11 protein-coding genes and 1 tRNA gene are annotated in these 13,371 nt (G+C 71.4%); 3 read left to right on the forward strand and 9 right to left on the reverse strand.

The window, feature by feature from the left end; genetic code table 11:
• Window positions 1-66: 66 nt before the first annotated feature.
• Genes IE153_RS10040 through pgsA form a run of 3 tightly spaced genes read right to left on the reverse strand, consistent with a single transcriptional unit; the run spans window position 67 to window position 2,896 of the window.
• Window positions 67-1,230, reverse strand: coding sequence for a glycosyltransferase family 4 protein (locus IE153_RS10040; RefSeq protein WP_189589399.1), 1,164 nt, complete (start codon window positions 1,228-1,230; stop codon window positions 67-69).
• Window positions 1,227-2,135 carry a phosphatidylinositol mannoside acyltransferase gene (locus IE153_RS10045; RefSeq protein WP_189589400.1) on the reverse strand — a complete coding sequence of 303 codons (909 nt, stop codon included), beginning with the start codon at window positions 2,133-2,135 and terminating at the stop codon, window positions 1,227-1,229. The genes IE153_RS10040 and IE153_RS10045 overlap by 4 nt, the downstream gene beginning before the upstream one ends.
• The gene (pgsA, locus tag IE153_RS10050; protein WP_229828958.1) at window positions 2,132-2,896 is read right to left on the reverse strand and encodes a phosphatidylinositol phosphate synthase; all 765 of its coding nucleotides are present in this window, start codon (window positions 2,894-2,896) and stop codon (window positions 2,132-2,134) included. The genes IE153_RS10045 and pgsA overlap by 4 nt, the downstream gene beginning before the upstream one ends.
• Window positions 2,897-3,114: 218 nt before the next feature.
• Between pgsA and IE153_RS10055 the strand changes: the two genes are divergently transcribed.
• Window positions 3,115-5,313, forward strand: a complete 2,199-nt coding sequence (locus IE153_RS10055) for an elongation factor G-like protein EF-G2 (protein WP_189589401.1) — start codon at window positions 3,115-3,117, stop codon at window positions 5,311-5,313.
• 171 nt (window positions 5,314-5,484) lie between these two features.
• Entirely contained in the window at window positions 5,485-7,152 is a 1,668-nt protein-coding gene (locus tag IE153_RS10060) for an AbeC-like domain-containing protein (RefSeq protein ID WP_189589402.1), read from the forward strand.
• A 111-nt stretch (window positions 7,153-7,263) separates the two neighbouring features.
• On the opposite strand, the gene IE153_RS10065 is transcribed toward IE153_RS10060, so the two are convergent.
• From IE153_RS10065 to IE153_RS10080, 4 genes are all read right to left on the reverse strand, one after another.
• Entirely contained in the window at window positions 7,264-7,821 is a 558-nt protein-coding gene (locus IE153_RS10065) for an HIT family protein (protein ID WP_189589403.1), read from the reverse strand.
• A gap of 66 nt (window positions 7,822-7,887) precedes the next feature.
• On the reverse strand, window positions 7,888-9,864 hold the full coding sequence (gene thrS, locus IE153_RS10070) for a threonine--tRNA ligase (protein WP_185009161.1): 1,977 nt from the start codon (window positions 9,862-9,864) through the stop codon (window positions 7,888-7,890).
• A 168-nt stretch (window positions 9,865-10,032) separates the two neighbouring features.
• Window positions 10,033-11,250, reverse strand: a complete 1,218-nt coding sequence (locus tag IE153_RS10075; protein WP_189589404.1) for a hypothetical protein — start codon at window positions 11,248-11,250, stop codon at window positions 10,033-10,035.
• Entirely contained in the window at window positions 11,247-11,813 is a 567-nt protein-coding gene (locus IE153_RS10080) for a DUF4365 domain-containing protein (RefSeq protein ID WP_189589405.1), read from the reverse strand. Before IE153_RS10080 ends, IE153_RS10075 begins: the two co-directional genes overlap by 4 nt.
• Before the next feature lie 169 nt (window positions 11,814-11,982).
• On the opposite strand from IE153_RS10080, the gene IE153_RS10085 reads away from it, so the two are divergent.
• Window positions 11,983-12,714: a 3'-5' exonuclease gene (locus IE153_RS10085; RefSeq protein ID WP_031104480.1), complete on the forward strand. Its 732-nt coding sequence runs from the start codon at window positions 11,983-11,985 to the stop codon at window positions 12,712-12,714.
• A 69-nt stretch (window positions 12,715-12,783) separates the two neighbouring features.
• Here the strand turns inward: IE153_RS10085 and IE153_RS10090 are convergent.
• Window positions 12,784-12,855: transfer RNA gene (locus tag IE153_RS10090), tRNA-Val, on the reverse strand.
• 39 nt (window positions 12,856-12,894) lie between these two features.
• Complete coding sequence (locus IE153_RS10095; protein WP_189589406.1) at window positions 12,895-13,341, reverse strand: SRPBCC family protein; 447 nt, start codon at window positions 13,339-13,341, stop codon at window positions 12,895-12,897.
• Window positions 13,342-13,371 lie beyond the last annotated feature (30 nt).

Here is a 13,371-nt window from a genome sequence, read left to right on the forward strand (position 1 = left end):
CACCGGGGCACACGCCCGCCCGACCTGCCCTTTGGCATGGCCTGAAAAGGACCGGGCGCCCGCCCTTCAGTCGCGGGCGAACCCCAGCCGCCCCCACAGCCCGGTCGTCCGCTCGTCCTCGGCCACCGCCGCCGCTCCGGCCGTCACCGTCTCGTAGACGGACAGGATGTCCGCGCCGACGGTCGACCAGTCGAAGCGCCGCACATGGGCGCTCCCCCGCTCGCGGAGCTCCGCCAGCCGCTCCGGGTCCGCCAGGAGCCGTACGGCCACGTCGGCGAGGGCGTCGGCGTCCTCGTTGGGGAACAGTTCGCCGGCCGCTCCCCGGTCCAGGACCTGGGCGAAGGCATCCAGGTCGGAGGCGAGGACGGGGGCTCCCGCGGACATGGCCTCGACGAGGATGATGCCGAAGCTCTCGCCGCCGGTGTTGGGCGCGACGTACAGGTCGACGCTGCGCAGGAAGCGGGCCTTGTCCTCGTCGCTGACCATGCCGAGGAACTCGACACGGGAGCGCAGCTCGACCGGCAGGGACTGAACGGCCTCCTCCTCGTCACCGCGCCCGGCGACCAGCAGCCGGGCCTGCGGACGCGCGGCGAGGATCTTCGGCAGGGCCTTCATCAGCACCGGGAGTCCCTTGCGGGGCTCGTCGATACGCCCTATGAAGCCGATCGTGTCGCCCTGCCACTCGGCCTTGGGTTCGGCCTCGGCGAAGAAGTCGACGTCGACGCCGTTGGGGATCACGACCGCGTCGCCGCCGAGATGCTCCACCAGCGTGCGGCGGGCGTACTCGCTCACCGCGATCCGGGCGCTGATCTTCTCCAGGGCGGCCTGGAGGATCGAGTAGGCGGCGATCATCGCGCGCGAGCGCGGGTTGGACGTGTGGAACGTCGCCACGATCGGGCCCTGGGCGGCCCAGCAGGTCAGCAGGCCCAGTGATGGGGAGGTCGGCTCGTGGATGTGGATCACGTCGAACGCGCCGTCGTGCAGCCAGCGGCGCACCCGGGCGGCGCTCAGGAAGCCGAAGTTCAGCCGGGCAACCGACCCGTTGTAGGGCACCGGCACCGCGCGCCCCGCCGAGACGACGTACGGCGGCAGCGGGGTGTCGTCGTCGGCCGGGGCCAGGACGGACACCTTGTGGCCGAGGCGGATGAAGTACTCGGCGAGGTCACGGATGTGGAACTGGACGCCACCCGGTACGTCCCAGGAGTACGGGCAGACGATGCCGATCCTCACGTGGATCCCTTCGCTGGATCGAGGTCGGCGAGCCACAGGCGCTGCAGCATGTGCCAGTCCTCCGGATGGTCGGCGATCCCGGTGGCGAAGGCATCGGCCAGCGCCTGAGTCATGACGGACGTCTTCTCGGCGCGCGTGCCCGACTCGGGGACCTCGACGGGCGGGTGGACGCGGCCCCGCATCACGGGCGAGTCGTCGTACCAGAGGGTCACCGGCAGCAGCAGGGCGCCGGTCTGCTGGGCGAGCAGGGCCGGTCCGGCCGGCATCCGGGCCGTGTCGCCGAAGAAGTCCACCTCGACGCCCGACGCGGACAGGTCGCGGTCGGCGACCAGGCAGACCAGACCGCCGTCGCGCAGCCGCCGGGCCAGGGTGCCGAAGGCGGTGCCGCCGCTGTGCGGCAGGACCTCCATGCCGAGGCCCTCGCGGTAGGCGACGAACCGGTCGTAGAGCGTCTCGGGCTTCAGCCGCTCGGCGACCGTGGTGAAGGGGATGCCGAGCTTCGTGGTGACCCAGGCGCCGGCCAGGTCCCAGTTGGCGAGGTGCGGCAGGGCGAGGACGACGCCCTTGCCGGCGGCCAGGCCCTCGGTGAGGTGGTGCAGGTCCTTGCCCTCGAAGCCACCCTTGATCCGCTCCTCGCTCCAGGCCGGGAGGCGGAAGGACTCCATCCAGTAGCGCAGGTAGGAGCGCATGCCCGCGCGGGACAGCTCGGCGAGGCGCTCGGGGCTCGCTCCGGGCACCACGCGCGCGTAGTTGCCCTCCAGGCGCTGGACGCCCTTGCCGCGCTGCTTCCAGGCCAGGTCGGCGATGGTCCGGCCGAGCCGTGCGGCGACCGGCTCGGGGAGCTTCTTGACCGCGCCCCAGCCGAGGCCGTACAGCGCGTCCGTCAGCCGGTCCTGTGCGCTCACGTGGCCGCCTCGCTCCCGTGAGAGGCGTTCTGCTGCTCGTCCCCATTGTCCTGCCCGTCCGGCGTGGCCTCTGCGGCCTCGGCCTCCGCGGACTCCCTACGGACCGTGACGACCCGCTGGATGAGCGTGACGAGGCTGCCCACGGCGACGATCCACAGGGCGACGGGCAGCAGGTACTGGATGCCGGGCACACCGAACGTGTGCAGGCCCGCGAGCCCCGCCGCGACCAGGGAGATCACCAGCCGCTCGGCCCGCTCGACGAGCCCGTTGACCGCGACCGGCAGGCCGATCGACTCGCCCCGGGCCTTGGTGTACGACACCACCTGGCCGCTGGCCAGGCAGAAGATCGAGACGGCGCACAGGACGAGGTCGTCACCCCCGCCGGCGTACCAGAGGATGAAGCCGCCGAAGATCGCGCCGTCGGCGACCCGGTCGAGCGTGGAGTCCAGGAAGGCTCCCCAGCGGCTGCTGCGGCCGAGCTGACGGGCCATGTTGCCGTCGACGAGGTCGGAGAACACGAACAGCGTGATCACGACCGTGCCCCAGAAGAACTCGCCCATGGGGTAGAAGACCAGCGCGCCCGCTACCACACCGGCGGTGCCGATGAGGGTGACCGTGTCGGGGCTGACGCCCCGGCGGATGAGAAACGCGGCGAACGGCGTGAGGACACGCGTGAAGAATGCACGCGCGTACTTGTTCAGCATGGCCTTCCCGAGGGTCGGTGTCGCCGTCTGGCCCCTGCTGGCCACCGGCTGGCCCATCGTAGTCACGCGCGCGCGTGGGCGAGGTGCGGGCACCCTGACCCCTTTCGGGGGAACCCGCGGGCCGCTGGTGGGCCGTGGGATCGCGTCGTTCGTATGGACGCACCGTGACGGGAGTGGGAAGGTCGAATGACCGCGGGCGTCGCCGGAGCCGCACCGCACGCGGATTCCGCGTGTCCGCGCCCACAGGGACCTCACCGTGCACGGGAGGCAGGATCATGGGCGACAAGGCACAGACACACCCTGGGGCCGCCGGCAGGGCACAAGCGGCCGACCACCCTCAGTCCGTACGGAATGTGGTGCTGGTCGGCCACTCCGGATCGGGAAAGACCACGTTGGTCGAAGCCCTCGCGCTCACGGCGGGGGCGGTGAACCGGGCGGGCCGCGTGGAGGACGGCGGCACCGTCTCCGACTACGACGACATCGAGCACCGGCAGCAGCGTTCGGTACAGCTCTCCCTGGTGCCCGTCGAGTGGGACGGCATCAAGGTCAATCTCCTCGACACCCCCGGATACGCCGACTTCGTCGGTGAACTCAGGGCCGGTCTGCGCGCGGCGGACGCGGCCCTCTTCGTCGTCTCGGCCTCGGACGGGGTGGACGGCTCGACCCGCACGGTGTGGGAGGAGTGCGCGGCCGTGGGCATGCCCCGGGCCATCGTGGTCACGCACCTGGAGTCGGCGCGCGCGGACTTCGAGGGGATGACCCGCACCTGCGCCGAGGCCTTCGGCGCGGACGACCCCGACGCGGTCCTGCCGCTCTACCTGCCGCTGCACGGCCCCCAGGCGCCCGACGGGCACGCGCCCGTGACCGGGCTGATCGGGCTGCTGTCGCAGAAGCTGTTCGACTACTCGACCGGCGAGCGCAAGGAGTCCGAGCCGGGCGAGGACCAGCTGCCGCTGATCGAGGAGGCTCGCAACCGGCTCATCGAGGGGATCATCGCCGAGAGCGAGGACGAGACCCTCATGGACCGCTACCTCGGCGGGGAGCCCGTCGACGTCAAGACGCTCATCGAGGACCTGGAACGGGCCGTCGCGCGCGGGGTCTTCTTCCCCGTCCTGGCCGCCGCCCCCGCGGGTGAGGGCGCCCGGCAGGGGCTCGGCACCCTGGAGCTGCTGGAGCTGATCACGCGGGGCTTCCCGACGCCGCTGGAGCACGAGACGGTGCGGGTCACGACCATCGACGGCAAGCCGCGCGAGCTCAAGCCGTGCGATCCGGACGCCCCGCTGGTCGCGGAGGTCGTGAAGACCTCCTCGGACCCCTACGTGGGCCGGCTGTCGCTGATCCGCCTGTTCTCCGGCACGCTGCGCGCCGACCAGACGGTCCACGTCTCCGGGCACGGGCTGGCCGATCGCGGACACGAGGACCATGACGTCGACGAGCGGATCGGCGCCCTGTCCACGCCGTTCGGCAAGCAGCAGCGCCCGGTGTCGCACGTCATCGCGGGCGACCTGGCGTGCGTGGCGAAGCTGGGCCGCGCGGAGACCGGCGACACCCTGTCCGCCAAGGACGACCCGCTGCTCATGGAGCCGTGGCGGATGCCCGACCCGCTGCTGCCGCTGGCCATCCAGGCGCACAGCAAACCGGACGAGGACAAGCTGTCCCAGGGCCTGGCCCGGCTGGTGGCCGAGGACCCGACGATGCGGCTGGAGCAGAACCAGGACACGCACCAAGTGGTCCTGTGGTGTCTGGGCGAGGCGCACGCCGACGTGGCCCTGGAGCGGCTGCGCAGCCGGTACGGCGTCCAGGTCGACGTCGTCCCCCACCGGGTGTCCCTGCGCGAGACGTTCGCGACCAAGTCGGCCGGCCGCGGTCGGCACGTCAAGCAGTCCGGCGGGCACGGGCAGTTCGCGATCTGCGAGATCGAGGTCGAGCCGCTGCCCGGTGGGTCCGGCATCGAGTTCGTCGACAAGGTCGTGGGCGGGGCGGTGCCCCGGCAGTTCATCCCGTCGGTGGAGAAGGGCGTACGGGCCCAGGCGGCCAAGGGGGTCGCGGCCGGGTACCCGCTCATCGACGTACGGGTGACCCTCCTGGACGGCAAGGCGCACTCGGTGGACTCCTCCGACGCCGCCTTCCAGACAGCCGGCGCGCTCGCGCTGCGGGAGGCCGCGGCCGACGCGAGGATCCATCTGCTGGAGCCGGTGGCCGAGGTGTCGGTGCTGGTCGGTGACGACTTCGTGGGCGCCGTGATGAGCGACCTGTCGGGGCGGCGCGGCCGGGTGCTCGGCACCGAGCAGACCCCGGGCGGGCGCACCCTGATCCGGGCCGAGGTTCCGGAGATCGAGATCGGCCGGTACGCCATCGATCTGCGGTCGATGTCGCACGGCACCGCGGGGTTCAGCCGCCGGTACGCGCGGCACGAACCGATGCCGCAGCAGGTCGCGGACCGGGTGCGTGAAGAGGAGCGCAAGGCCTCGTAGTTGGCGCCGGGCGCCACCAAGTGCCCTTGTGGGAGCTCCCCTCCGCGGGGGCGGACGGCTTGACGGGCCGCCCGCCCCCGCTCGCCGGTACGGACGGATACGCTGATGACCTGATCAACAGGTGTGCGGAGCGCGGAAGTCGGGAAGGCCGCAGATGCGGATGCGGCAGCGATGGGGGCGGCAGTGACGGACGGATTCGACTTCAGCCCGGGAGCCCAGGTGCCCCTGGCGGGTGCGAGCGGCCAGACGGCGGCGACCTATGCGCTGGCCGCGGCGGCGTACCGGGACGACGAGGTCACCAAGATCCTGGCCGCCGACAACGAGTGGCACCAGTCGAAGGTGACTCCCCCGCGCTCCTGGGCGAAGATCTTCCGCCCCAGGTTCGGCGAGGCGTTCTCCCGCGCGGTGATCGACCGGATGCTGGGTGCCGGGCGCAAGCCGGTCATCCAGTCCTTCGGCATCGAGCCGCAGGTCGTCGTGGAGCACTGCCTGGCGGCCCACCGCATCCGCCGCGACCGCGACAACTGGCTCGCGGCGATCACGGTGATCTGCGGGGTGCTCTTCCTGCCCGGCTTCCTCGTGTGGCTGCTGGTGTTCACGCTGCGCACCACCATGGCCAAGCGCGAGGACAAGCGGGCCGGCGCCCTCGCCACGACGCTGCTGGTCGCGGTGGGCGCGCTGGCCGTGCTGTTCCTGATCCGCATGCCGTTCACGGGCTTCTGGGCCCTGTACGGGCGCGCGGCGGTGATCATGCCGGTGGTCGGCTGGTTCTGGGCCAAGCAGATCTGCGAGCGGACGGCGCGCGACCTGCGGGAGCGCTGGTCGAGTCTGCTGTCGGGCGGTGGTGTCGGTGCCAAGATCCCCGAGGCCGTGCCCGGCAACCCCGGTGACGCGGCCGAGCAGGTCCGCAAGGAGCTGGCCCGTCTCGCCGCCGAGCAGCGGTCCAACTCGGTCTTCTACGCCGGCCCCAAGGGCATACTCGGCATGGGCACGCGGTGGGGCAGCTGGCAGCTGGCCGAGGAGCTGGTCTCCGCCGAGCCGGGCAAGGAGTTCCACCCCTTCCGCAGCTGGGACGTCATCGTGGCGATCCAGGGCGGGCTCGGCATGCTGGAGCGCACGTCGATCAATACCGGCGGCTTCCCCAAGCCGTCCATCACGCACTGGATCGTCACGCCGATCGGTGAGAAGGCGACGGACGTGTCCCGGCCGAGCGGCACGGACGTCGACGCGTACACGGTCCGGACGCACGCCATCCAGGACATCTGCAACAAGCAGCAGTTCGGCAGCGGCGACCGCCACTACCTGGGCGTGCAGTGGACCCTGTGGGACGGCCACCTGGTGATCACGATGCTGATCACGGTGACCGTGCTGCACGACACCCTGCGCATCGAGGTCACCGGGCACGCGCTGGGGCCGGTCAACCCCCTGTTCAACGAGAAGCCGGCGGCCAAGGAGAAGGCGGTGCAGAAGGCTCTCCGGTTCTGGGAGACCCGCACCGTGAAGCTGCCGCTGATCGACGCCGACGAGGTGGTACGGCTGGCCGCGCGCGCCCCGCTGACCTGGTACCCGCCGCTGCTGAACTGGCTCGGCGGCAGTCTGACGCTGCCCGAGCCGTTCGGTCTGCGGCACGCGTGGGCCGACCAGCCGTGGCGGCACCGCTTCATGGCCGACGACGCGCTGCGGGCGGCCACACCCGTGCTGCGGGTCGTGCACACGGCGGCGCTGAAGGTGCTCCGGGAGAACGGGGTGGACGTGGAGAAGTTCGGGTCCAGGTCGGCGGCGCTGAGTGGGGCGGTGCAGGAGGTTTCGCCGAAGAAGGCGGACGTGTACGACGCCTAGTCGGTTAGGTGCCCGGCGTTGTTGCTGAGGCGCGGGTGGGTGCGCAGCCCGGCGCTTCGAGGTGCCACCGCGCCCACCCGTGCCGCCCCGGGCGGCACGCATGCCCGCGGTTTATGCCGGCCAGGCCTCCGCCAGCATCTTCCGCGTGTCCGCCAGCAGCTGCGGCAGCACCCGCGTGTGACCCACCACCGGCATGAAGTTCGTGTCCCCGCCCCAGCGCGGCACGATGTGCTGGTGCAGGTGTGCGGCGATGCCCGCGCCGGCGACCGTGCCCTGGTTCATGCCGATGTTGAAGCCGTGTGCGCCGGAGGCCGTGCGCAGGGCCGTCATGGCCTGCTTGGTGAGTTCGCCGAGCTCGGCGGTCTCCCCGGCCGTGAGGTCGGTGTAGTCGGCGACGTGCCGGTAGGGCACGGTCATCAGGTGCCCGCCGTTGTACGGGTAGAGGTTGAGCACCGCGTAGACCTGTTCGCCGCGCCGGACGACGAGCCCGTCCTCGTCGGACTTGGCCGGGATCGAGCAGAAGGGGCAGCCGTCGCCGGCGCCCGGGCCGGTCGGCTTGTTCTCGCCCTGGATGTAGGCCATCCGATGGGGCGTCCACAGTCGCTGGAACGCGTCCTGCGTCCCTACTCCCAGCTGCTGCTCCGGCTCACTCGTCATGCTGTGCAGCATATGGCGTCGAGCTGGGGGTACGGCAAAGGCCCCCGGGATCTCCCCGGGGGCCTTCGCACCGTGTGATCAGACCTGGGCGCGCTCCTCGACGACCTTCAGGATCTTCGCGATGGCCTCGTCGAAGGGGATGCCGTTCTCCTGCGAGCCGTCGCGGTAGCGGAAGGACACGGACTCGTGGGACATGTCCTCGTCGCCCGCGATGACCATGAAGGGCACCTTCTGCTTCTGGGCGTTGCGGATCTTCTTCTGCATGCGGTCGGAGGAGGAGTCGACCTCGACGCGCAGGCCCTTCTTCTTGGCCGCGGCGGCGAACTTCTCCAGGTACTCCACGTGCGCGTCGCCGATCGGGATGCCGACCGCCTGGACCGGGGCCAGCCACGCCGGGAAGGCACCCGCGTAGTGCTCCAGGAGGACCGCGAAGAAGCGCTCGATGGAGCCGAACAGCGCGCGGTGGATCATGACGGGGCGCTGCTTGGAGCCGTCCGCGGAGGTGTACTCCAGGTCGAAGCGCTCCGGCAGGTTGAAGTCGAGCTGGATCGTCGACATCTGCCAGGTGCGGCCGATGGCGTCCTTGGTCTGGACGGAGATCTTCGGGCCGTAGAAGGCGGCGCCGCCCGGGTCGGGGACGAGGGGCAGGCCCTGCTTCTCGGCGACCTGGCGCAGCGTCTCCGTCGCCTCTTCCCAGGCCTCGTCCGAGCCGACGAACTTCTCCGGGTCCTTGGTGGACAGCTCCAGGTAGAAGTCGGTCAGGCCGTAGTCGCGCAGCAGGCCGAGGACGAAGGTGAGCGTCTTGTCGAGCTCCTCCGACATCTGCTCACGGGTGCAGTAGATGTGCGCGTCGTCCTGGGTGAAGCCGCGGGCGCGGGTCAGACCGTGCACGACGCCGGACTTCTCGTACCGGTACACGGTCCCGAACTCGAAGAGGCGCAGCGGCAGTTCACGGTAGGAACGCCCGCGCGCGTCGAAGATCAGGTTGTGCATCGGGCAGTTCATGGGCTTGAGGTAGTAGTCCACGCCCTCGTCGAGCTGCATGGGCGGGTACATGCCGTCGGCGTACCAGTCCAGGTGGCCCGAGGTCTCGAAGAGCTTCCCCTTGGTGGCGTGCGGGGTGTAGACGAACTCGTAGCCCTCTTCCTCGTGGCGGCGGCGCGAGTAGTCCTCCATGACCCGGCGGATGATGCCGCCCTTGGGGTGGAAGACGGCGAGGCCGGAGCCGATCTGCTCGGGGACGGAGAACAGGTCGAGCTCGCTGCCGAGCTTGCGGTGGTCGCGCTTCTCGGCCTCGGCGAGGAACTCCAGGTGCGCCTTGAGCTCGTCCTTGGTGGGCCAGGCGGTGCCGTAGATGCGCTGGAGCATGGGGTTCTTCTCGCTGCCGCGCCAGTAGGCGGCCGCGTTGCGCATCAGCTTGAACGCCGGGATGTTCCGGGTGGTGGGCAGGTGGGGACCGCGGCAGAGGTCCTTCCAGCACAGGTCACCGGTCTTGGCGTCCAGGTTGTCGTAGATCGTCAGCTCGCCGGCGCCGACCTCGACGTCCGCGCCGTCGTCGTGCGAGGCGGAGCCCTTGAGGCCGATCAGCTCCAGCTTGTACGGCTCGTCGGCCAGCTCCTCGCGGGCCTCGTCGTCGGTGACGACACGGCGGGAGAAGCGCTGGCCGCGCTTCTGGATCTCCTGCATCTTCTTCTCGATGGCCTTGAGGTCATCGGGGTGGAAGGGCTTCTCGACGTCGAAGTCGTAGTAGAAGCCGTCCTTGACGGGCGGGCCGATGCCGAGCTTGGCCTCGGGGAAGAGCTCCTGCACGGCCTGCGCCATGACGTGCGCGGTGGAGTGGCGCAGGATGTTCAGGCCGTCCTCGGAGGAGATCTCGACGCCCTCGACCTCGTCGCCCTCGGACAGGGTGTACGACAGGTCCCTGAGCTCGCCTGCCACGCGCGCGGCGATGATCGAGCGCTCGCCGGCGAAGAGCTCGGCGGCCGTAGTGCCCGTCGTCACCACGCGTTCTTCCCGCTCGGAATCGCGCTGGATGATCACACGGACGTCTGACACCGGTCTCTCCTGACTGAAGGGGGCTGCGGCGCCATACCCGAGCGCGCGCACGAGTAAGGATCGTACCGACCCGGGACCGCCCTACGCGAAATCAGTCCCGGCGGTCACCTCCGGAGGCCGCCGCAGTGCACTCCCACACGCTGCCGCGATCCCCTCCCCCAGGCCCCTTCAGTCCCCTCCGCAGGCCTCCTCGAAGAAGTCGAGGTTCTCGTGGAGCTCCTTCATCAGCCGGTCCCGTTCGGCGTCGTCGACCTGGACGGGGACGACCCCGTGGGCCCCGGTGAGGCGGCGGAATCCGCCCCTGCTCTCCAGCCGCCCCTGCACCCGTACGGGGAGTCCGACCAGGTGGGCGTGCCCGGCGATCCGGTACGCCTCCTCGTCGAGGGTGATCCGGACGTTCGGCACCTCGGCCCCGGCCAGCACGCGCAGCCGCACCGTGCCGTCGCCGCGCGGCCCGGACCTGCGCAGCCGTACGACCGCTCCCGTGATCCGCACCGGAACCGCGGGTTCCTCGCGCAGGTAGCGGGCGCCCGCCTCGCGCAGCACGGCCAGGTCGCCGGGTGAGAACTCGACAGGCTCGGCGGAGGGCGCACAGCCCTCGGGCACACCGGCCGCCGGGGCCCACTCGACGGCGATCCGGGCGCCTTCCGTGCCCCGGACGAGGGCGACGAGGGCCTCGGTGAGCTCATGGCTCACCCCTGCCTCGACGGCGGCGTCGAAGGCGTCCATGCCGCCGGTGGCCCGCTGGTAGTCGATGGCCTCCCGGGCGGCGAAGAGGGCCTGGTGGAGGCGTACGGCGAGGGGGCGGCCGGCCGCGACCGGCACGAACGCGGTGATCCGGCCGTCGGTGGCGGAGCCGACGAGGACGTTCTCCAGGGCAGCGGCGGCGGAGCGGCGGTGCCGGGCGCCGTGGTAACCGGCCCGGGCGCGGGTGGCGAGGGCGGCGGCGAGCAGCATCCGGCGGGCGGCGCCGCGCAGCCGGTCCTCGACGGTCCAGGACGCCGCGCCGGCTGGTCCGGCGGGGACGTCGTGCCACCACCGGATCTCGTCGCTGGGCACGGCGAGGGAGACGAGGACCTCGCGGGCGGAGGGCGATCCGCTGCGGGACAGGGCGAGCAGGGCCTCGCCGAGCAGGTCGTCGCTGTCGGGGAAGGCGCGGCTCTCCGGCACCAGGAGGCTCGTGCCGCTGCCGCCGGGGCCGGGCGGGGTCCAGCGGCCGTAGCGTCCGGGGGCGCCACCGCGCCGCTGCCAGCCGTGCCGGCGCAGCAGGGCGCCCAGGACGGCCGGGTCGACGTCGACGGGCTCGGGCGGAGCGCCGCTGCGGGTGGTGTCGACGGGGTGCGGCCGGACCTGCCTCAGTGGTTCCTCGGTCGGGCGGTGCGTCACGGTTTCCCTCCCGTCCCGACCCGCGTCATGATCTCGCAGAGGGCCCGGTCGTCGAAGATGCGCGAGGTCGGTATCCGCACGGTGGTGCGGTGGCGGCCGGTGATCGGCTGTCCGGCGAGGTTGGTCCAGTAGCAGCAGTGCCTGAGGTCGAGCCGGTCGTGGCCGGCGCGCAGCCAGTCGTCCTGGGAACGCGGCACCAGCATCACCACAAGGATCTTGTGCACGGACACGGGGGTGCGGGCGAGCTTCGCCAAGTGGTGGTTGTCGAGGGTGAAGGAGAAGCTGCGGCCCGGCGGGTTGGGCGGCACCTGGTAGGTGGCCTTGAGCTGCACCTTGATGGTGACCTCGTCGTCGACCGTGTGCCCGGGGGCGCTGTGGCTGACGTGCCAGTCGATGCCGTTGTCGGGAAAGGGCTGGGACAGCGAGCAGCCGGCGGCCGCCGCGACGGCGTGCAGATAGCCGACCTGCAGTGTCTCCATGCAGGCGGTGGTGGCGAGAGTGCCGCGAGAGGGAGCCGTGCGCTCGGGCAGCAGCCCGCCCCGTTCGGGCTGCGCAATGGCCATGGCCAACAGCCTTCCAGAACAAGTGATTCCCCACTGCGGGCCGCTGAACTGCAACAACCCGTACTCCTGTTGTCTCCTTCCGGCGTACGGCGCAAACAGCCCGGGTATCACCGAATCGGGCAGCGGACGGTGCGTCAACTGCCGAAGGTGAACGAGGGGTTGTGTGGCTATGACGACGTGCTGGTACGAGGGGCCGCTGGCCGCCTTCGACACGGAGACGACGGGCGTCGACGTCGAGACCGACCGGATCGTGTCGGCCGCCGTGGTCGTCCAGGATGCGCCGGGTGTCCGGCCGCGGGTGAGCCGTTGGCTGGTGAACCCGGGGGTGCCGGTGCCCGCCGGGGCGACAGCGGTGCACGGACTGACGGAGGAGCACCTGCAGCGCAACGGCCGGTGGCCGGCGCCGGTGATGCACGAGATAGCGCAGGCTCTGGCCGAGCAGGCGCACGCCGGTCGCCCGGTCGTGGTGATGAACGCGCCGTTCGATCTGACCCTGCTGGACCGGGAGTTGCGCCGTCATCGCGCCTCGGCGCTCGGGCGCTGGTTCGAGTCGGCGCCGCTGTCCGTGCTGGACCCGCGGGTCCTGGACAAGCATCTGGACCGCTACCGCAAGGGCCGTCGCACCCTGACGGACCTGTGTGCGCACTACGGCGTCGCTCTGGAGGGTGCGCACGACGCGGCGGCCGACGCCGTGGCGGCGCTGGAGGTCACGCGGGCGGTGGGCCGCCGGTTCGCGTCCCGGCTGGAGCGTCTCGCCCCGGGTGAGCTGCACACCCTGCAGGCGGTGTGGCACGCGGCCCAGGCGCGGGGCCTGCAGGCGTGGTTCGCGCGCAGCGGTGTGGACGAGGCGGTCGACCCGGCGTGGCCGCTGCGTCCGGACCTGCCGGCGGCGGCTGCCTGAGCAGCCGGCGCGGGGGCCCGCGCGGGCATGAAAAAGCCGGTCCGTCTGTGACGGACCGGCTGTTTCCGGTGGGCGATACTGGGTTCGAACCAGTGACCTCTTCGGTGTGAACGAAGCGCTCTCCCACTGAGCTAATCGCCCGGGAACGCACTGAACCATACAGGTCCGGGCACGCTTCCTTCAAACCGCTTCGAGGTGCCTGAGGAGTCCGCGCCGCCCGGACCGCATCATCAGCGCGTGGTTGGCGCGGAAGACGGGCCGACCCGGTACGGCGAGCCGCCGCAGCAGCGGCTTGTTCACGCTGACGACCTGGTCGTACCGCGCCAGACTGCCCGTCCCGCGCGGCGTGACCGTCCAGCGTGCCCAGCCCTCGATGTCCCCGGACAGGGTGGTCTCCAGCACACCGGCGGCGCGGTCGCGCCGCACCTCGCGCGCCGTGAAGGTCATGTCGTACGGCACAAGGGAACGGATGCGGATCACCCCGGTGGTGTCGTCGAGCCGGGTCACTTCCCGGACCTGGCGCCACCAGCTCGGGTAGTCCTCGGGACGTTCCAGCACGTCGTAGACGGTGGCGGGGGGTGCGGGCAGGGGCCACAGGCTGCGGAAGCGGTAATGGTTCCAGTCCATCCCGGCAGTCTGCCCACGCGCGGCACGGAC

The organism is Streptomyces massasporeus (assembly GCF_014648995.1).
Lineage (GTDB): Bacteria > Actinomycetota > Actinomycetes > Streptomycetales > Streptomycetaceae > Streptomyces > Streptomyces massasporeus.